We start from the raw sequence: 19717 nt of genomic DNA, 5'->3' as shown, positions 1-19717 counted from the left end.
CTGCTTATAAAACGGCTCAGTTCATTGAACTGAGCCGTTTATTTTTAACCAGCGACTAGAACAGCCAATTTACCTGCATATTTAACGATAATTGCATCGCTTTATTTGGGTTCAACTTATCCATCGCCATTTCAAGTTTAAAAAAATCAATTTCATAACCTAACTGAGGCGTCAAATTAATTGGATCAAGCATTAATGCAAACATACCTTTTCTGTATGCAAACTGAGCACCTATTTGCATAAAGTTGATATCACCTTGACGCAATAAGTTTAAAGCATAATCAATTTTTTCATGATGGTAGGTAAGCGTTAAAGCTATTTGTTCCGGTAGTTTAAATTTATGCTTGCTTTGCCCTTCAAAGCCTTTGAGCAAAGGTCTAAAGCTATTAAATCCTTGATTATCAATAAAGCTACCCTGAGTATTTATATCTGCTGATGTATAACCTACATTATCGACACTAAAGCGATTGTAAATATCTATCAAATCAGCACGTACAATTAGGTTATCTAATACACTCATTTCAGCAAATAAGTCGACTGAATACCCCCTGCCTTTACTATCCCAATCACCTTCATTAGGGCGTTTTAAAAAGTTGTTATGCGTGTAGTACTCTTCATAATTCAGGTCGCCTAGCAAACTGTTATCGGCTCTTCCTTGTACATTGCCAGAAACAACTGAGTGGCGAAAATAGTTAACTCGCCAATAGCTACCTTTTGCGCCAATCAATAAAGCATCACTAAACTCATAGTTATAACCTACAGCAAACCCTTTACTTCTATTGGCAAAGTAATCAAGCTTTACTTTGTAGTTCTCTTTATCAAGTAATGGAATATCATTCTGTTCTTGGTAATAACCTAAGGCAGTATCAGCATGACTTTTAACAAAGTAATCTAAGCGTTGTTCGATATGAAAGGTAAAGCCTTCAAGGCTTGAGTGTTGATAACTTATGCCTAGCTTTGTTTGCGAGAACCCCTTATCTGCATCCGACAGAGGTGGACTTTGCCAGTCATCGTCAACTAACTCCAGTACTGGTGAGATATTACTAAAACTGTTTGAATCAACATAAAAAGACACTTGCTGCTGAGCATCACAATGCAGTGCCATTAAACCCAAACAGCCTATAAGGGTGTTTTTTATCATTTATTAATTCTTTTTATAAAAAAGGCCTGCAAGCGCAGGCCTAGAACTTCATGCAAAATTATAATGTTTCAACTGTGCCATTTTCATAAACAATGAGCACCAACGAATCACGCTTAACAATTTCAGCGGCTTTTTCATCACCGACCATAATTGTGCCGAGCACTTGCTGCTCTGCTTCTTCATCATCTGACTCAGCTAAAACTAGCTTAACGTTTTCAGCATTCGTCGCTGATAAAGTTTCAAGTTTAGTGTCATAGCTTACAATAAAGCTGCGTTGTTTATCACTGTCTGGCAGTAAATATTTAACATCAAGTGCTAATTTACCTTGCTCAAGTTCAGTACGTTCACCTGTTAAATTTAGCTCAAGGTTGTATTCTCCCACCTCAACCTGTACATTTAACGCCGCATTTACGTCTAAGAAAGTTTCTTCATTTTCAACATTAGAACCAAGTTCTGGTTGGGCTAAATACATATCAATCGTATAAGTACCATCAGCAGACCATTGCATGTGCTCAGGTTGTGTAAAATCAGCAGCAACACGGCCTAAACCATCAACGTAACTGTAAAAAGTCCGTGCTTTAAACTGCTGTGAAGGCTCCTCCCCGGGTTAATAGGCACAGGGTTATCACTTCGATAACTATTCAAACCAGATATAAATGCATCATCAACAGTAAAACTATCGATGCTCTCACTCGTTATACCAAAACGCGAAAAATCCCACGATGTATCGATAAAATCATCAACAGTAGAGTAGCTTCCACAATCATACCCTTGTTCTTCAATGCTAATTACTGAACCATCGTAATCCAAATACTCACCAGCTCCATTAATTCTAAAAAAATCAATCTGCTTACAGGCAAGGTAATCAACTAGAGAATCATTGTCAGAGTCGATAGGCATCAAGCTTACAAAATTTCCCCAATTCCAATCATCAGCCTGATGGTAATATTCAGCATTTAAATTTTGTCCCAGTGCTACCTCATGACTGCTGACCTTGAGAGTTTGACGCTCATCGAGCTCTCCACTATTATCTTTTATCTCATTACTTACAGTAAAATGATCATTACTTACTCTATCAATACTAATAGTTTGAGTAGAGCCATTTTCAACAGCCGCTTGTAAAACCATAGCGTTATCACTAACAGTTAGAACTAAGTTTTCAGCTAAAATTGGCGACACCAAGTAACCATCTAAATTTATATTCGCCCCGGCTGTAACTTCTTTGATAGTACTTTCATCAGTAATAAGACGGTAATCACCACTGCCTCCAACAGCAACACTAAAACCGCTACTTAGTGCGTCGTTGAAGTAATCACTCACATTTTGAATATCTACAGGTTCAGCGTAAATCCCAATACTGAGATTATTAACAGCCTCATCGTAACTATAAAATTCACTTCGACTGTAAAAGTCCAGTGCCATTACACTTATTTGCTCACCATCTTCAGTGGTCAATAATCCATTATTGTAATCAGAGAAATATTGATCAATACGTTTGATCACAAATGGTTGGTAATATTCGTCATCTACAGATTGCTCAATATACTCTATATAACCATAAGTAATATCGTTATTCATATTATGATAACTGTATAGGTAGTACTGATTACCTTCAATAAAGAATACTTCACGGCTAAATGAACCTTGAAAATACCCCTCAATATCAGTTGTTCTTTGCGCTTTTACTTCCCAATTACCCAGCTGCTCAGCAGTTTCTCTATAGGTATAAGTCGTTTGCGTTTCATCATTATTAACTGAAAGTGATAACTGCGTGTCCTCCTCATTGACGACTATACTAGCAACTGCCTCCCTTAATTCACCAAAGCCCTTAAGCTCTGGCGGTACATATGATTCAAGATCTTTAATATTAACGGTTGCAGTCGCTTTAACTAACTCGCCTTCTAGAGACGAAAACTCACCACTTAAGCTCGCCATTTTAGGTAGCACTAGCGTATCTTGTTCGAGCGTGTAATCCCATGCAGTTTGTTCCCAACCATTTAATGACTCTGCACTATAAACTTTTAACGGCAATAATTCAGCAGTTAGAGCACCTGTAAAACTAATAGGGTTTACTACAGTGTCTGTTGCCTTTTGCGCGAGTGTAACGCTCAGCTTCAGCTCCCCTTTGGTTGGCTCTGCACTAACATCATCACTTTCAATTTGGCTTCGCGTAACAGCACGATCTAAGTTAAGTGTTGCGTGACTACCTTCTCCAATTGTTAATGCTACAGCGTCATTCTCTGCCATACCTGATAACAACAATTGATACTGCGTATTTTCTGCTAAGGCGTTAATAGCAACATCAAGGGTTAACTTTTCGGCTCCAGCTTGCGCATCAACACTAAAAACAAGGTTTTCTTCATCGATAGTAACGCTACCCGTACCTGCTGTGCTTAAGTAATCTGCTAAATCAAATACCGTACCTGTTACTTCTTCGTTTTCAAGCTGTTGATGAATATCTGTCACGGCTTCAATAACATCACTTAACAGAGCAAAACTATCCGCTTGCTCTGCAACCATATCACCGGCAGCTTCGACGAGATTTACAAATTGCTCCCCCTGCGACTCAAACTGTTCTCCCGATGAATTTGTTACATCAAATAAATTAGCAAATAAGCGAATGTCATTCACCATAGCACTTGCTTTTGCTATCGCATCACCTTGAGTTTCATCGCTAACATTACCTTTAATACGACCGTCATCACCCGCTTGGGTTATTTTCACTTGAATTTCGTTAGCTATATTAGTCGCAATTTGCTCCAAATCATCTAAGTGTTCAACTAACAGAGGATCCTCTGCAATAACGTCTATAAGCTGCGTTAATGCCTGCTCAGAGCCATTGAGAACATCTTCAATTGAAAGTTCAAATTCATCGTCATCATCTGCATCAGCAGAAACTAACATTCCGCCATTTGCTGCAACCATATCTATAATCGCGGAATTAAGTTTCGCGCTAAGCGCAAGCTCTGGCTCTTCAATGTATAAAGCATGAGCAATACCTGCGTTGATTAAGGCATAGCGCATTGCGTTTGTATTTTCTTGCTCAAATAAAGAAGAAGGCGTTTCCATCGCACCCGGTGTAAGCGAGTTCAAAGCCCCAATTAAACCAAAGGTATTAGCTATTTCTGATTGTGCATCTGAAATTGTTTGTTCTGATACATCACCACGGCTTTCAGCTAACGCAGTTGCCATATGAGTTAATGGCGTTATATTTGCTGTATCTTGGGTATCGGCTGAATCACTGCTAACAGATAAGATACTGGTTAACGAAAACTCAGGATCTTGTAGTGTAAGATTAACGTTTTCACCGAATTTAATGGCAACGTCATCAGCACCAACCCCACAACCTGTTGGTGCATCACACACCATGATTGTCGGCGAGTCTGCATCGCCACTTACAGAGAGTTCAACCTTAACAACGCCCTGAATATCATTAAGCGTAACTTGGTATTGTCCGTTTTCATTAGTAACTAAGCTTGAATCCCCTAACTCATCGTCAGTCAACTCAACAGCGCTGCCTTCTACGTACTTATAGAAAGTAAGCTGTGCATTTTTTAATGTGCCTTTAGATGCCACCCCATTAATTTTCGCCTCACTGACCGTTGGTGTTTCAGGATCAGTTACTACAGGGGGAGTGTTTTTAACTTCATCAGCATCATCTGACGAGCCGCAACCGGCTAAAAATGTAAGTATGCTTAATGCAAGTATTGATTTTTTTGAATTCCATCTTTATCCCTTTAATCCAATTATTATTTTTTAAACCCAAATAATCATAGCGGGAAAAAAACAATAAAAACAGCGACGCTTTGCTTTAACGCCAACTGAGTAAGGGGAAAAATGGTTGAAATAAGCTAGTTTGCGTGAAGTTTTTTTTAGCTAAATACAGCTGGAGAACCAATGAAATAAAGGCTTCAAGAAAATCTGCTAGTATAATCTTGAAACCCAACCACATAATGAGTGAGTATTAGTACGTAATTTAACTATTTTTTTCTCATTTAATTTGAAATTTACTTAAATTATTTTTAGAAGCTCAAGAAAATAATCAATCCGGCACCTAATAATAAGCGGTAAATGACAAATGGCATCATACCCATGCGTTCAATGATTTTTAAGAAAAAGTAAATACACGCATAGGCAGATACAAAAGATAAGCCTGCACCTAACAAAATAGCTTGCCAGTCAATTGCTTCACCTGCAGAGAATAGTTTGTAGGTATAGTAAGAGCCAGCCGCAGCAATAACAGGAATAGACATTAAAAATGAAAAACGTGCTGCACTTTGCTTATTTAATCCTAATAATAAACCAACCGTTATTGTTATTCCTGAGCGTGATGTGCCAGGAAAAACCATCGCAATAACTTGTGAAAAGCCCAATAACAAAGCGCTCATTAAATTGAGTTGGTAGATGTTTTTAATTTGTTTCGCTTTTGCGTCTGCATACCAAAGTAATAAACCAAATACGATCGTAGAAGTGGCAATTACCCATGCATTTCGAGAGTAACTTTCTACAAAGTCTTTAAAGAAGTAGCCAATAATAAGCGCTGGAATAGTCGCTGCAATAATCCACCAGCCTAGTTTACTGTCATCTGTTGCACCTTGTGCGCCAAACGATTTAAACCACGCACCAAGTATATCCACAACTTCTTTTCTAAAATAAATGACAACAGCTATTAATGTACCAACGTGTACTGCGACATCAAATGCCAAACCTTGGTCTTGCCAGCCTAAGATTTGTGAAGGAAGAATTAAGTGGGCCGAACCTGAAATAGGTAAGAACTCAGTCAATCCTTGGATCAGGGCTAAAACAATTATTTCTATAATACTCATGGGTTAGTAAACTCCACCTTCCATAGTTTTTGATTAGGGTTATTGTATTCATTCCATAGCTGAGCAATCGTCTTCTTTGCAACAGGGTGAATAAAATTAGGGGCGATTTCTGCTAACGGCTGCAGCACAAATGCATTTTTTGTTATTTCATCTCGCGGTAACTGTGCAGGAGAGTCGCAAATTACATCATTATAAAATAATAAATCTAAATCTAAGGTGCGCGGACTAAACTTTTTTATCGTTGACCTTGCGACCATTATCTCGCTCAATATTCTTTAATAACAGGCACAAATGTTCAAGTGGCATATCTGTTTGCGCACCGACAACCGAGTTATAAAAATTACTACCAACAAACCCTACAGCTTCACTTTCAAAAACTGTAGAGTGCTCAAGGTTTGTAAACTCTTTTTGTAAGTTAAGTAGTGCCTGGCGTATATAATGTTCTTTATTAACATTGGAACCCAAGCTTATATAAATTTGTGCCATACTAGCCAAGCACCTTTTACGGGTAATTTGCACACCTACTGTCTGCGCTTGCGTCACGGCTGCAGGCTTACTCACCTTTATAGTAACCTCAGAGGTATTGAACTCGGCTAAAATAATGGCTGCAAGTTGTTCGACTAGTGTTTCCAAAAGCTCAACGGGTTTTGCTGTTGTATGAGCGATAACCCGTTCACTTACTTGGGCATAATCTAGTGCTAAATTGATATTATCACTTTGAGCTGCAGGTTTTATATCGCAAAGCATTTCTATATCGAAATATAAACTCTGTTTGGTTTCTTTTTCAAAATCGTACACACCAATGATAGTGTCAACATGTAGTTGCGATATAAAAACTTTATCCATAACTGCTCCAACTTGAAAATTTAAACTCAATTGACGAGTTCTACCCACTATAATTAATTTTTATAGTGTTTATACACTTTAACAGTGTTTTATTATGTAAAAATTAACCATACAATAGTCAGTAGGTACAAAAATAACTGCTCTATTGTTGAACATAAATGTATGCAATGTTACTTTGCGGTCGATATTTGCGGCCAATGATAGCCGAAAAAGCGCGATTAAAAAATAAGGAAGCGTGTGATAGCCGTTTTAATGTTAGTTTTAGCCTACTTACTAGGGTCGATTTCATCGGCTATTCTAGTGTCACGGCTGTTTAAACTGCCAGATCCACGCTCAAACGGTTCAAATAACCCTGGCGCTACGAATGTCTACCGTTTAGGAGGTGGTTTTCCTGCTTGTTTAGTCCTAGTATTCGATATTCTTAAAGGCACTATACCTGTATGGGGCGCTTACTTTTTAAAACTTGACCCGCTTATGCTCGGTTTGATAGGTGTAGCCGCTTGTTTAGGCCATATGTTCCCGGTGTTTTTTCGCTTTAAAGGCGGTAAAGCCGTTGCCACTGCATTTGGAACTTTGTTACCAATTGGCCTTTCTTTAGGTGGACTCCTAATATCGACTTGGGTGGCAGTTGTTGCAATTACTCGCTACTCGTCGCTCGGGGCGCTGATTGCAGTTTCCTTAGCGCCTTTGTACACATGGTGGATTAAGCCACTCTATACCTTGCCAGTGACATTTTTAACTGTACTTATAATTATTCGCCATCATGGTAATATAAAACGTCTTTTCAGTGGAGATGAACCCAAAGTTGGTGACAAAAAGAAACCACCAACTCAGGATAACAATAGCACTAGTTAAATCGCTTCTAAGCTATCTATAGGCCAACGCGGTTTTGTTTTCATATCGAGACTAGCAAATTGTCCAGCTTTTAAGCGCTGCATACCGGCATAAGCTATCATCGCGCCATTATCAGTACAAAACTCTGTGCGCGGATAATATACTCGCCCCTTCATACCTTGCATTACCCGCTCAAGCTGTGCGCGTAGCTCAACGTTTGCGCTTACACCACCTGCGATCACAAGACGCTTAATTCCTGTTTGTTTCAGCGCTCGTTTACATTTGATCACTAACGTATCAATCACGGCGGTTTGAAATGCATGGGCTATATCGGCTTTAGTTTGCTCATCGCTATCATTATCACGAATCGTGATAGCCGCAGCCGTTTTTAAACCACTAAAGCTAAAATCTAGCCCTGGCTTGTCTGTCATAGGGCGTGGGAAAATAAATCGTTTAGGTTCGCCTTGTTCAGCAAGCTTAGCTAAACGAGGACCACCAGGATAATCCAAACCAAGTAGTTTTGCTGTTTTATCAAATGCTTCACCTGCGGCATCATCAACAGACTCTCCAAGTACTTCATATTGACCTATACCTTCGACTTTAACCATCATGGTATGACCGCCTGAGACTAACAGTGCAATAAAGGGAAAGTCTGGCACATCCTCTTCAAGCATCGGTGCCAGTAGATGCCCTTCCATATGATGCACAGCAACAGCTGGAATATTCCAACCATAAGCAAGTGAACGTCCAATAGAAGTGCCAACCAACAGAGCCCCCACCAGCCCAGGCCCAGCTGTGTAGGCTATCCCATCAATATCTTCTGCAGTACAGTCCGCTTGTGCAAATGCAGCATCAATCAATGGTAGGGTTTTACGAACATGATCGCGTGACGCAAGTTCAGGAACCACCCCACCATAATCAGCGTGCACTTTTACCTGACTATACAACTGGTGCGCCAGCAATCCTTGTTCGTCATCATAGATTGCAATACCTGTTTCATCACATGATGACTCAATGCCTAAAATTCGCACTGCTTTTTCTCCTACCGATAAATTCGTTTTATAGCGCTAAACCAATATTCGTTTGACCATCTGCAATAGCGTGTTGCTTAAGTTCTTTAACACTCTGTGATGTCACACGGCCCATTTGCTCAACAAAATCGATCATTTCACTAAGCACTTCAATTTCATATTGCATTAAAGGGTGTTCGCGTACTGTTTTATTATCGGCAACTACCCCCTCAACTGTCAGTTGATATTCAATAAAACGAGCTACGGTTGCTTGTGATATCTTGCTTATACTGACAAATTCACTATCATCTTGGGCAATTAAACCGTGCATTAACCCAAGTAAAGCCGTTGCCGCATCAATCGCGGGATATGTACCAAACATATCAAAATCGGCAAGCTCGGGTACATTAGGTTCAATTTTTTCGATTTGTTTTTCTAAATCAATTTTACTTTTTGGCAGTAAAATTTTTTCCCAGCACACATTCAATGCACTACGAAGCGTCGCTTCATCACCAAATCCAGTCGCTTCACTAAACAAACCATAGTTTGGTAGCATGCGCTCAATCAATGCAGCCGCTAATACAGCTTGTTGTAAATAATTAAGCTCTCGAATTCGCTGAAAATTATTCGCTTTAGTCATTCTTAGGAGTCCTACAAGACCAACAAATTTCAAATGTTGGCCCATTATGCTCATTACAGTTGGGGCACACCCAATCTAGAGCAGATTGCTGTTCTTGGTTATAGTTTACCAATATTTCACGCGCATGGCGCTCTTTTATCGCATAAACCTGTACACGGACCTCTGTTTGAGCGACAGGAATTTCGCCCACCGCACTTTGCAATGACTCGCCAAGCAACTGGCAATTTATTTCGTTCCCTATTAGCAGCCCTTTCACTATATTTGCTTCAACAGCATCTGCAGCGCTATAAACCGTTACCCAACGAAATGGTTCATTGTTCATAATTTCATTTCCTATTTATTATATGAATGAACTCTTTTACTTTGTAATTAAATTCCCCTAATCTACTCTAAGCGAAGTATTTGTTATTTAGGAATAATCATGACACTCACTACTCCGGGCTTACTTTTTCCTGCTATCTCATTATTACTATTGGCTTATACAAACCGATTTTTAGTATTAGCGCAATTAATTCGGGAATTAAATGCGCGAGAGGGTGAAACTATACGGCCACTGGTTGTTGCGCAGATCACCAACTTAAGAAAGCGTATAAAACTCATTAGAACCATGCAAGTATATGGCGTTGCGTCATTTTTAATGTGTACCATTTCAATGTTTGCATTATTTATTGAGTTTAAAACCACTGGCGTTATTTTATTTGGTATCAGCCTTGGCTGTTTAGCTTTATCGCTTTTAACTTCTTTATATGAAATCCACATATCATGCGATGCCATAGAAATTGAACTTAAAAACATTGAAAAAAAACCATTAAGTAATAAAGCAGACTAACTAACAGGCAATAACCCTTTAGGTGAAGTATTAAACTAAAGGGGGTTTATGCGACAGACTTTTTATTTTCTGACGAGACTGTAATTGAGCCGCAAGCGAATACGCAACAGTCATTTTGGCATATTCTTATTGTCGGCAATGGCGAAGGTATAGCCAACAAGTCACCAAGTTAGTTTTATCTGGGTTTAAATTTGAGAGCGGACCACTTCGCTTTCACCAAGCCCAAAATTAAAAGAATTATTACAACAACATAATGACATCTCTTTAGGGTTAATTGATGCTGTGATAGAAAAAACCATCAAGGACTCGCTCTGAAAAAGTTCATTCTCGATGACAGCAATAATCATTAAAGTGTCTTTGATGTATGAATCAGTGATCGTTACTATCGCGCTTTCATTGATAAAAGAGCAACGCACAAAGCAGCTCGCCACTAAAATTGTTGATATATCCATCAACAACTTAGCACTTTTTTTTGAGTTTAATCAACGTTAACCTGACTAAAGTTGTAACATTTGTGTAAAAAGAGACTTTTCAAATTAGGTACAATGCATTACTATCTGTTAAGATAATTTCAATTATGCTCGCACTCGTGCGACTTACTTATACAAAGGACTATAAAAGTGAGATTTGAACAATTAGAACAGTTTGTTGCACTAGGCCAACTTAGACACTTTCGCCAAGCGGCGGAGACCACCAAAATAAGTACTTCAGCGCTAACACGTAGCATTCAGACCCTTGAAGATGAAGTTGGCTATCAATTAGTTAAACGCTCTACTCGCTCAGTTAAACTTACTGCCGAGGGTGAGTTATTTTTAGATTATGCACAAAATACCCTAACAGCTTTAGAAGCGACCAAAAAAAGCTTATTTCAATCATTCAACGGCTGCTCAAGCGAGAAGTTGATAATTGGTTATACGACTAAGGCAAGCGCAATTGTACCTGTATCATGTGGCCAATTTTTAGCACAATACCCACACGTTAAAATAGAAATGCAGCTACAAGAACAAAGTGAGTTACTTCGTAAGCTGCAACTAGGTGAAATTGATATTAGTGTTTGCTCACAAGCTATAAATAGTATTGGTACTGATATACACCTACCTGATCAACTCATTTTATTTGTGGCTAAAAGCCATCCATTAGCCAAAAAAAGTGATATCAGTAAGCAAGACCTTATCGACTTCCCAATGTATGGCTGTTTTTCGCAATCAAAGCAAATTCAAACTATGCTTAACGAAGCAATTGATGGTTTAAATAAAGCTTCAAGTATTAAAGTTGGTAGTATTGAACAAGTAATGGACGGCTTGTGCAAATCGAACCACTTTGCCATTGCAAGCATTGAACATGCAAATACAGTTGCTGAGCATTCAGAGCTAGTGCAGTTAAAAACAAATAAAGACTTAGCTCATGAGCAGCTGATTGTGCAAACTAGCCAACAAGTATCCCCCGGTGACCACATAAACCAGCTCCTATCCTTAATAGAAAAGACAGCGCTGTCAGTTAATGAGTAAGATTGATATTGAAAGCCTGATTTATTCAGGCTTTTGATTTGCAATACGTTATAAAAAGCTCGCTTTAAATGAGTTTTAAGCTAAACTAGCGCACCTCCCTACATTTAGTATATAAAATGAACGCTCATTTCATTTCTGAAATTTATTTAGATGATATTGAAAGCCGTGGCTATACCGTTATAAATAATGCTCTATCTAAAAGCCTAACTGCAAAATTAATGCTTGATTGCTACCGTATCAACCCTGAATTTAGTGTCGCTGGCATTGGCCGTAAACATGATTTACACATAAATAAAACCATTCGCAAAGACAAAACATTTTGGTTTGATGGCAGTAGCCAAGCACAACTAGACTATTTAGCACTAATGGCACAGATGAGAGTCGTACTTAACCGGAATTTCTTTTTTAGGTTTATTTGATTACGAATGCCATTATGCTAAATACCAACAAGGTGATTTTTATAAAAAACACTATGATGCCTTTAAAGGCCGCTCTAACCGAGTTTTTACCACAGTATTTTATTTGAATACACCTGACTCTGGTGGTGAATTAATAATATACAAACCTAAGAGTAAACAAGTCGAAGTGTGTATTAAGCCACAGGCTGGCACACTTGTTATGTTTGAAAGCGAGCGCTTTATGCATGAAGTGTCACCTGCAGGTGATGATCGCTATTCCATAGCTGGTTGGTTCAGGATGAATGCCTCTATTAGTGGCGTGATTGATCCGCCGCGCTAGTAAACTAAACACAAGCGATGAAATTTACAAGTTTAGGGGTAAGGACGCCACTAAACCAACAAAAATGACTAAACCAACGTAATGGTTATTTAAAAATGCCTTAAAGCATTGAGCACGTTCACGAGAATGAATCAAAACCTGCTGATAAGCTAAAAATCCAGATGCGATCACTATGCTAAGCCAATACGGTGTATCAAGTTGTTCACTTAAGCCAATATAGCAAAGCAATGCTATAAAACAGCTATTTAGACACAATATGATTACTCTATCTGCGCGACCAAACAAAATTGCCGTCGATTTTACGCCTATTTTTAAATCATCATCCCTATCCACCATGGCATACATTGTATCGTATGCGACAGTCCAAATAACATTTGCCATAAACAATAACCAAGCAGTTAAAGGCACCTGGCCGCTTGCCGCCATGAACGCCATTGGAATAGCCCAACTAAATGCAGCACCTAACACTACTTGCGGTAAATTAGTAAAACGCTTCATAAACGGGTAACTAAAAGCTAAAAACAATGCTCCCACAGATAGCACTATCGTTTGCCAGCTGAGTAATAACACAAGTCCAAATGCAATTAATATCAAAAATACAAATAGGCTAAGAGCTTCTCCACTAGTAACAAGTCCTGCAGCCAATGGCCGCTGTGCAGTGCGTTTAACAGAGCCATCAATTTTACGATCGGCATAATCATTGATCACACACCCTGCACTGCGCATAACAAACACACCCAAGCTAAACACTATAAAGTTTAATAAGCTTGGTACACCACCACTTGCGAGCCATAAAGCCCAGTAAGTTGGCCACAACAACAAAAGCGTGCCAATTGGCTTATCGGTGCGCATTAGTTGTTTGTAGTGTGCAATGTTCGCAGTTTTTAATGCAGCTAATGTCATTGGTAAATAAACGCCTTAGGTAAAAAGATTTCACACACTAAAAAGCGACTTTGCGCTAAAGAAAATATACTACGCCGCCCCCATAATGGACTTACACAATCAAGAGGTTGCTCAGCCAACTGTTGTACTGGGTGAGACTGATCAAAACATGCAATTTCAATCTCCGTGCGTTTTAAATCAGGGTGTTGAAAAATCACATCACCTAATGGCTTATTGCCAAGCTCAAGTAATTGTTGTTGTTGCATACTTTGAGAAACAGGTAACCAACTTTGAGCATAAACCATAGGGTGGCCATTACACCAAAGTAACACTTCACGGTTAATACCTTGCGATAAATGACAATCAAGTAATTGCTGTTGCTGTAGGCTTAAAATAAAACGCTTTTCACTCAATACTTGAACAGAGAAATCACGACCATGGCTTTTAAGTTTAGCCGTCAGAGAATTTGGCTCAAGCAGCCAGTTTTGTTCTTGCTGTGAAAGTGAGGTAACCGTATTACCACGTTGCCAATTAGCTGTTAGAGAAAGAGGAAATGTAATCACAATAGCTCTATTTAATAAAAACCGAGTAAATGATAACACTGCCTAAGCTATGGAAAAAGTAATTGAAGATATTCAATAACAAATAGCTGATTCAGCCTGTATATTAATCAGTATTACGTATAAACTGTTAACATGAAATATGGATCACCCCACTTACTTATGAAAAAAGCGCTTTACTCAGGTATCTTAATAGTTACATTGTCATTTAGTTTATTAGCAAGCTTTAGCAGTCGTGCAGAGTCTACCGTGGGCTACTTTGGTTTTGAGCCCGATATAATTGCCAATTACATCGCGCAAAATAACAAAAAGTTAGGGTATGTCCGTGTAACTGTAGATTTAATGCTGACAGACATGGCAAACATTGCAGTTGTTGAACATCATACACCACTGCTACGCGATGCGCTGGTAGAGATTTTATCGAAAGAGCCTGAAGAAAATATTAAATCACTCACAGGGCGTGAAGAGATTCGTAAACGCTGTGCTGAGCGATTAAAAACCCTGCTAAAACAAGAAACAGGGCAAGAAATCATTCGCGAAGTATTATTTACTAAATACCTTTATCACTAGCGTTAAAAAACTGTGCGGTATAAGCGTAAGCCATGCCGCTAAGTAAACCACCTAAATGCGCCCAATTAGCCATATTAACAGGTAGCATATTACCAAACCCTAAAATAACCCAAATAAGCATAAAACCAATGACCGCATTACTCACCAAAGCAGGCTGCTGTGGATTGAGCGTTCTGTAAATCCAACAGTAACCCAGCAAACCATAAACTACACCACTCAAACCACCAAAGTTAGGGCCTACCATTAAATACTCAGCCCAATTACTAAACAAGGCTGTGGTTAAAAACAAACCTATTAATGTGCTTTTACCAGCAAGCTTTTCAATACCATCTCCCAGTGAGATCCACCAGATAATATTAAAAATTAAATGAATCGCACTAAAGTGCACTATCGCAGGCGTCAACCAAGTTAAAGGTTGATTGGGATTAAATTGTAAAACACCATAAATTGACTCAAAACCACCGAGTAAGAAGGCGATATAAATTCCTACACATAATAAGGTAACGGTTTGATTTAGCCAACTGAGTGCTTTAAAACGCTCTTTTAAATTAAGTGACTGACCTTGGTAACTAAGAGGAGATTGCGTATTACCAACTTGCCACGATGCATCTTGATAACGTACATGGTTAGGATTTTCAACAAACGCTTGCCACAAAGGTTGAGCTTGGTGAAAATGCTCAGGGGCAATACAAATAATCACATTTTGGCCATCACTTGAGCGCAATTCGCCGCTAAGCCCTTGGCTTTTTATATAGTCGATAAAACCTTGTGCCGCACGAGGATTATTAATACTGCCAAGCTCTATCATTTTTCAACTAGCTCCGGTAACTGTACTTCCCACTGTGTAAAACCGCCATCCATACTATACACGTCTTCAAACCCCTGCTCAGATAAGTAATTAGCAGCACCTTGCGAACTCATACCATGATAGCAAACAATAATGATTGGCTGATCAAACTCTTTGTTCATCATAAATTCGCCAATATTCGTATTTGATAAATGCTCAGAGCCGGGAATGTGGCCTGCTTGATATGAATTAGGATCTCGAATATCTGCAATCACCACATCTTTTTTATTAAGTAGTTCTTGAGTTTGGGCGATTGAAATATGTTTAAATGCCATTGCTGCCTCTTAAAAAATTAAATAAATCAATAAAAAAGGCGGCTATAGGGCCGCCTTTTTCTATATTAGAAAAGTTAGTCCCAATTAAGGATAACTTTACCTGATTGGCCTGAAATCATCATATCAAAGCCAGCTTGGAAGTCATCAACTGAATACTGATGAGTAATGATTGGGTTTAGGTCTAAGCCTGACTGAATAAGGCTGGCCATTTTATACCAAGTCTCAAACATTTCACGACCGTAAATACCTTTGATCACTAAGCCTTTAAAAATAACTTGGTTCCAATCAACCGCCATATCTGATGGTGGAATACCGAGCATGGCAATCTTACCACCATGGTTCATATTATTTAGCATGGCATTAAATGCCGATGGCACTCCTGACATTTCAAGACCAATATCAAACCCTTCGGTCATACCCAGATCAGTCATTACATCTTCTAGCTTTTCGCTTGCAACATTAACGGCACGAGTTGCACCCATTTTGCGAGCTAACTCTAAGCGGTACTCATTTACATCTGTGATTACTACGTGGCGAGCACCTACGTGCTTAGCGACAGCAGCCGCCATGATCCCAATTGGACCTGCACCTGTTATAAGTACGTCTTCACCCACTAAATCGAATGACAACGCAGTATGAACAGCGTTACCAAACGGGTCGAAAATTGATGCAAGCTCGTCGCTAATGTTATCTGGAATTTTAAATGCATTGAATGCTGGGATCACTAAGTACTCAGCGAATGCCCCTTCTCTATTCACACCTACACCGGTGGTGTTACGGCATAAATGAACACGCCCAGCGCGACAGTTACGACAATGGCCACAGGTAATATGCCCTTCGCCCGATACTCGGTCACCAACACTAAAACCACGGACTTCTTGACCCATATCAACTACTTCACCGACATATTCATGACCTACGACCATAGGCGTAGGAATCGTGTTTTGCGCCCACTCATCCCATTTATAAATATGTACGTCGGTACCACAAATAGCCGTTTTACGAATCTTAATTAATAAATCGTTATGGCCTACTTCTGGCTTTGGTGCATCTGTCATCCAAATGCCCGGTTCTGCTTTTAATTTTGATAATGCTTTCATGATCACACACTCAATAAAAACCGCGGACATACCACGGTTTAATAATTAATTAGATAACACCCATTTCTTTACCAATGCGGGTAAAGGCTGAAATTGCCGTATCTAGCTGTTCAGTACTGTGTGCTGCTGAAATTTGCGTACGAATACGAGCCTGACCTTTTGGCACAACAGGGAATGAGAAACCAGTAACGTAAATACCCTCAGCAAGGAGTTTATCAGCCATGGCTGATGCAACTTTTGCGTCCCCTAGCATAACAGGGATGATCGCGTGGTCTTTACCTGCGCAGGTAAAGCCTACCGCTTCCATTTGTTCGCGGAAGTACTTCGCGTTTGACCATAATTTAGCACGCAGTTCACTGCCATCAGCTAGCATTTCAAGCACTTTAATTGAAGCTGTCACAATTGACGGCGCAAGCGAATTTGAGAACAAGTAAGGGCGAGAGCGTTGACGTAACCATTCAACAATTTCTTTTTTACCTGAAGTATAACCACCTGATGCTCCACCAAGGGCTTTACCTAAAGTACCTGTAATAATATCAACACGATCTAACACGCCGCAGTACTCTGGCGTGCCTTTACCGTTTTCACCGACAAAGCCCACAGCGTGAGAGTCATCAACCATCACTAATGCGTCATATTTATCCGCTAAGTCACACACAGCTTCTAAATTACAAATAACGCCATCCATTGAGAACACGCCATCTGTTGCGATGAACTTAGTTTTAGCACCCGCTTCATCCGCTGCAATTAATTGCTTTTCAAGATCGGCCATATCGTTGTTAGCATAACGGAAACGTTTGGCTTTACATAAACGCACACCATCAATGATTGAAGCATGGTTTAAAGAGTCTGAGATGATAGCGTCTTCTGGGCCTAAGATAGTTTCAAATAAGCCTGCATTGGCATCAAAACAAGATGAATATAAAATCGTGTCTTCGGTTTCAAGAAACTCACTGATTTTTTGTTCCAGCGTTTTGTGGATATCTTGAGTTCCACAGATGAAACGTACTGACGCAACTCCAAAACCATGCTCATCAAGACCATGTTGTGCGGCAGCAATTAGTTCAGGGCTGTTAGCTAAGCCTAAGTAGTTATTCGCACAAAAGTTAATAACTTTATCACCAGAGGCAACTTGAATTTGTGCTTGTTGTTGCGAGGTGATCACTCGCTCACTTTTATATAGACCTTCGGCTTTTACTTCATCAATTTGTTGCTGAAGTTGGCTAAAAAATGCAGATGCTCTCATCTGAAATCTCCAAATAATTGAACGGGTAATCAAGCGTAAATTTAATCGCCGATCACGAATTGTGGCTATTGTAAAAGTTTAGCCAACTAAATGCACTGTTTGTAGTTCATCGTATAAATTGAGACTGACAACTTAAGCTGCCAGTTTATATTTAGCTACAACAATAATGCAGGTAAATCAGCTAAAGAGTCACAGATATGATCTGCCGCTGCTAGAGCGCAGGTATCAAATGCTTGGCCTGAACGGACAAGTACTTTAGTTGCAATATTCGCATTACTTGCGGCTTGCATATCACTGAGCTTATCACCCACCATAATACTTTGCGTAGCATCAATATGGTGCTCATCAATACCTTGTAGCAACATCCCAGGTGCTGGCTTGCGGCACTGACATTCCTTTAGATATTCAGGAAGTGCTTTTTTGGGTGATGAGGGCAAAAATAAATCCCACTGACAGTGACATCATGCTCTGCAAATTGCGCTACGACCCAGTTGCTTAGCGCATGAAAATCAGCCTCTGTATAATAACCTCGCCCTATTCCTGATTGATTGGTCACAATAATTAATTTATAGCCTGCATCAACAAACGCCTTACAGGCAGAAAATACGCCATCGACAAATTCAAACTTCTCAGGTTCATACACATAACCATGATCAACATTAACAACACCATCACGATCTAAAAAAAGCGCTTTATTTAACATTAGCAAACCTTAGCTGCGAGCAACTGCTCTTTTTAACGACTAGATCAAACATTAATGTTACGTCTGCAACGGTTATCTGGGCCATTAAATCACTCCCTTTAACCCGCATCCCCCAAGCCACTTGCTCAGCTGTTTTGCCAGTTTGCTGTAATAAATTTTGGTGATAAACCTCAACCACATAATTTTGGTACAAATATGGTCCCGTTCGTTTTGGATTAGAGTGGGCATACAAACCAATAACAGGCGTACCAACTGTAACCGCCATATGAGCAGGCCCGGTATCAGGCGCTAGCACCAATGCAGCACGCTTAAGCACACACAGTAACTGTTTGAGCTTAGTTTTACCGACTAAATTTAATATAGGTGCGTTAGCGTAGCTAATAATTTGCTCACTCAGCTCAACTTCAAGTTCTGTTGGGCCACCGGTGATCACGACTTCAAACCCTTGACTATGTGCATGATCTGCAAGGGCTGCATATCGCTCAGGTAACCAATTACGTTCTTTTTTACTCGCAGCTGGCGATATCACAAAAATAGGGTTGGTAAGACGCTCTGCCCCGAGTAACTCATCAGCTACGGTTTGATCTTGTTCTGTCACCGGCATAGCCCAGCTAGGTTGGTAGTCAGGTACTCCTATTGCTTGTGCAAACCCTTTAAATCCCTCTAACACATGTGCTTGTGGTTGTGCCTCTATTCGTTTGTTTATAAATAAGCTGTGGAGCTCTTTAGCACGCGCCCAGTCAAATCCAACTTTAACCTTTGCCGGAATACAGCGTGCAACAAGGTTTGCACGTAACGCGACTTGCATGTGTAAAAGCACATCAAACTTGCGGCCTTTAAATTGCTGTTTTAGCTGCTCAAACGCTTGCTTGCCCTGTTTTTTATCAAACACAACAAGCTCTACGCCTGGTAAATCGGCCAATAGCATGGCTTCGGCTTTGCCCATCACCCAGGTAATTTTAGCATTAGGATGTGCTTTTTGAATTGCTTGGACCGCAGAAACCGCATGGCATACATCACCAATTGCTGAAAGTCGTAAAATACAGATATCTGAATAGTTTGCAGTCTGGCTCACAGGCATTGTTCACTTTATTATTAACTAGAGCTTGATCTTAAATTAACCACTCACTATTGCAAGTACTTATGCTTGGCATTAAAACGC

General features: G+C 39.7%; 20 protein-coding genes and 4 pseudogenes. 7 read left to right on the top strand and 17 right to left on the bottom strand.

The genetic code is table 11. The annotated features are described in order from the left end of the window. Positions 1-55 precede the first annotated feature (55 nt). Genes ACU8V8_RS01845 through ACU8V8_RS01835 form a run of 3 tightly spaced genes read right to left on the bottom strand, consistent with a single transcriptional unit; the run spans position 56 to position 4717 of the window. Positions 56-1141 carry a hypothetical protein gene (locus ACU8V8_RS01845; protein WP_446888645.1) on the bottom strand — a complete coding sequence of 362 codons (1086 nt, stop codon included), beginning with the start codon at positions 1139-1141 and terminating at the stop codon, positions 56-58. 58 nt (positions 1142-1199) lie between these two features. Beyond that, positions 1200-1649, bottom strand: a complete 450-nt coding sequence (locus ACU8V8_RS01840) for a hypothetical protein (RefSeq protein ID WP_446888644.1) — start codon at positions 1647-1649, stop codon at positions 1200-1202. Between the two features lie 35 nt (positions 1650-1684). After that, positions 1685-4717 (bottom strand): hypothetical protein, encoded by a 3033-nt coding sequence (locus ACU8V8_RS01835; RefSeq protein WP_446888643.1) that lies wholly within the window; start codon positions 4715-4717, stop codon positions 1685-1687. Here ACU8V8_RS01835 and ACU8V8_RS01830 point away from each other — a divergent pair. Then, positions 4701-4901 (top strand): hypothetical protein, encoded by a 201-nt coding sequence (locus ACU8V8_RS01830; protein ID WP_446888642.1) that lies wholly within the window; start codon positions 4701-4703, stop codon positions 4899-4901. The genes ACU8V8_RS01835 and ACU8V8_RS01830 overlap by 17 nt on opposite strands. 262 nt (positions 4902-5163) lie before the next feature. Here ACU8V8_RS01830 and ACU8V8_RS01825 read toward each other — a convergent pair whose 3' ends face one another. The 3 genes and pseudogenes from ACU8V8_RS01825 to folB form a co-directional block, all read right to left on the bottom strand. Beyond that, a complete protein-coding gene (locus tag ACU8V8_RS01825; RefSeq protein ID WP_446888641.1) occupies positions 5164-5967 on the bottom strand; it encodes an undecaprenyl-diphosphate phosphatase in 804 nt (267 codons plus the stop codon). Further along, a pseudogene (gene folK, locus ACU8V8_RS01820) lies at positions 5964-6453 on the bottom strand (2-amino-4-hydroxy-6-hydroxymethyldihydropteridine diphosphokinase). Before folK ends, ACU8V8_RS01825 begins: the two are co-directional and overlap by 4 nt. 12 nt (positions 6454-6465) lie before the next feature. Continuing rightward, positions 6466-6813: pseudogene (gene folB, locus ACU8V8_RS01815) on the bottom strand (dihydroneopterin aldolase); the annotation flags it as partial. A gap of 237 nt (positions 6814-7050) precedes the next feature. Here folB and plsY point away from each other — a divergent pair. Continuing rightward, on the top strand, positions 7051-7668 hold the full coding sequence (gene plsY / locus ACU8V8_RS01810) for a glycerol-3-phosphate 1-O-acyltransferase PlsY (RefSeq protein WP_446888640.1): 618 nt from the start codon (positions 7051-7053) through the stop codon (positions 7666-7668). Here the strand turns inward: plsY and tsaD are convergent. The 3 genes from tsaD to ACU8V8_RS01795 are packed head-to-tail and all read right to left on the bottom strand — an operon-like array spanning position 7665 to position 9619. Further along, complete coding sequence (gene tsaD, locus ACU8V8_RS01805; protein WP_446888639.1) at positions 7665-8678, bottom strand: tRNA (adenosine(37)-N6)-threonylcarbamoyltransferase complex transferase subunit TsaD; 1014 nt, start codon at positions 8676-8678, stop codon at positions 7665-7667. The two genes, plsY and tsaD, sit on opposite strands and share 4 nt — an antisense overlap. Positions 8679-8706: 28 nt before the next feature. Further along, positions 8707-9297 (bottom strand): YjaG family protein, encoded by a 591-nt coding sequence (locus ACU8V8_RS01800; RefSeq protein ID WP_446888638.1) that lies wholly within the window; start codon positions 9295-9297, stop codon positions 8707-8709. Then, positions 9290-9619 (bottom strand): putative signal transducing protein, encoded by a 330-nt coding sequence (locus tag ACU8V8_RS01795; RefSeq protein WP_446888637.1) that lies wholly within the window; start codon positions 9617-9619, stop codon positions 9290-9292. Before ACU8V8_RS01795 ends, ACU8V8_RS01800 begins: the two co-directional genes overlap by 8 nt. Before the next feature lie 99 nt (positions 9620-9718). Between ACU8V8_RS01795 and ACU8V8_RS01790 the strand changes: the two genes are divergently transcribed. From ACU8V8_RS01790 to ACU8V8_RS01775, 4 genes and pseudogenes are all read left to right on the top strand, one after another. Continuing rightward, complete coding sequence (locus ACU8V8_RS01790) at positions 9719-10126, top strand: DUF2721 domain-containing protein (protein WP_446888636.1); 408 nt, start codon at positions 9719-9721, stop codon at positions 10124-10126. Between the two features lie 330 nt (positions 10127-10456). Further along, positions 10457-10618, top strand: coding sequence for a hypothetical protein (locus tag ACU8V8_RS01785; protein WP_446888635.1), 162 nt, complete (start codon positions 10457-10459; stop codon positions 10616-10618). A gap of 128 nt (positions 10619-10746) precedes the next feature. Next, complete coding sequence (locus ACU8V8_RS01780) at positions 10747-11634, top strand: LysR family transcriptional regulator (RefSeq protein WP_446888634.1); 888 nt, start codon at positions 10747-10749, stop codon at positions 11632-11634. A gap of 116 nt (positions 11635-11750) precedes the next feature. Then, positions 11751-12372: pseudogene (locus ACU8V8_RS01775) on the top strand (2OG-Fe(II) oxygenase). Between the two features lie 24 nt (positions 12373-12396). Here the strand turns inward: ACU8V8_RS01775 and ubiA are convergent. Both ubiA and ACU8V8_RS01765 read right to left on the bottom strand, forming a co-directional pair. After that, a complete protein-coding gene (gene ubiA / locus ACU8V8_RS01770; RefSeq protein WP_446888633.1) occupies positions 12397-13275 on the bottom strand; it encodes a 4-hydroxybenzoate octaprenyltransferase in 879 nt (292 codons plus the stop codon). After that, positions 13272-13817, bottom strand: a complete 546-nt coding sequence (locus tag ACU8V8_RS01765) for a chorismate--pyruvate lyase family protein (protein WP_446888632.1) — start codon at positions 13815-13817, stop codon at positions 13272-13274. Before ACU8V8_RS01765 ends, ubiA begins: the two co-directional genes overlap by 4 nt. 159 nt (positions 13818-13976) lie before the next feature. Between ACU8V8_RS01765 and ACU8V8_RS01760 the strand changes: the two genes are divergently transcribed. After that, positions 13977-14384 (top strand): flagellar basal body-associated protein FliL, encoded by a 408-nt coding sequence (locus ACU8V8_RS01760; protein WP_087533472.1) that lies wholly within the window; start codon positions 13977-13979, stop codon positions 14382-14384. On the opposite strand, the gene glpG is transcribed toward ACU8V8_RS01760, so the two are convergent. From glpG to ACU8V8_RS01730, 6 genes and pseudogenes are all read right to left on the bottom strand, one after another. Beyond that, positions 14365-15192 (bottom strand): rhomboid family intramembrane serine protease GlpG, encoded by an 828-nt coding sequence (gene glpG / locus ACU8V8_RS01755; RefSeq protein WP_087533471.1) that lies wholly within the window; start codon positions 15190-15192, stop codon positions 14365-14367. The genes ACU8V8_RS01760 and glpG overlap by 20 nt on opposite strands. Beyond that, positions 15189-15506 carry a thiosulfate sulfurtransferase GlpE gene (gene glpE / locus ACU8V8_RS01750; RefSeq protein WP_087533470.1) on the bottom strand — a complete coding sequence of 106 codons (318 nt, stop codon included), beginning with the start codon at positions 15504-15506 and terminating at the stop codon, positions 15189-15191. The genes glpG and glpE overlap by 4 nt, the downstream gene beginning before the upstream one ends. A gap of 74 nt (positions 15507-15580) precedes the next feature. Next, positions 15581-16606 (bottom strand): L-threonine 3-dehydrogenase, encoded by a 1026-nt coding sequence (tdh, locus tag ACU8V8_RS01745; protein ID WP_446888631.1) that lies wholly within the window; start codon positions 16604-16606, stop codon positions 15581-15583. Between the two features lie 49 nt (positions 16607-16655). Beyond that, entirely contained in the window at positions 16656-17852 is a 1197-nt protein-coding gene (locus ACU8V8_RS01740) for a glycine C-acetyltransferase (RefSeq protein ID WP_446888630.1), read from the bottom strand. A 155-nt stretch (positions 17853-18007) separates the two neighbouring features. Further along, positions 18008-18555, bottom strand: a pseudogene (gene gmhB / locus ACU8V8_RS01735) (D-glycero-beta-D-manno-heptose 1,7-bisphosphate 7-phosphatase). Beyond that, a complete protein-coding gene (locus ACU8V8_RS01730) occupies positions 18545-19630 on the bottom strand; it encodes a glycosyltransferase family 9 protein (RefSeq protein ID WP_446889563.1) in 1086 nt (361 codons plus the stop codon). Before ACU8V8_RS01730 ends, gmhB begins: the two are co-directional and overlap by 11 nt. Between the last annotated feature and the right edge of the window lie 87 nt (positions 19631-19717).

Source organism: Pseudoalteromonas sp. SaAl2 (genome assembly GCF_052947895.1).
Note: the sequence above shows the minus strand (reverse complement) of the source record. Positions and strands in the feature narration are given on the sequence as shown.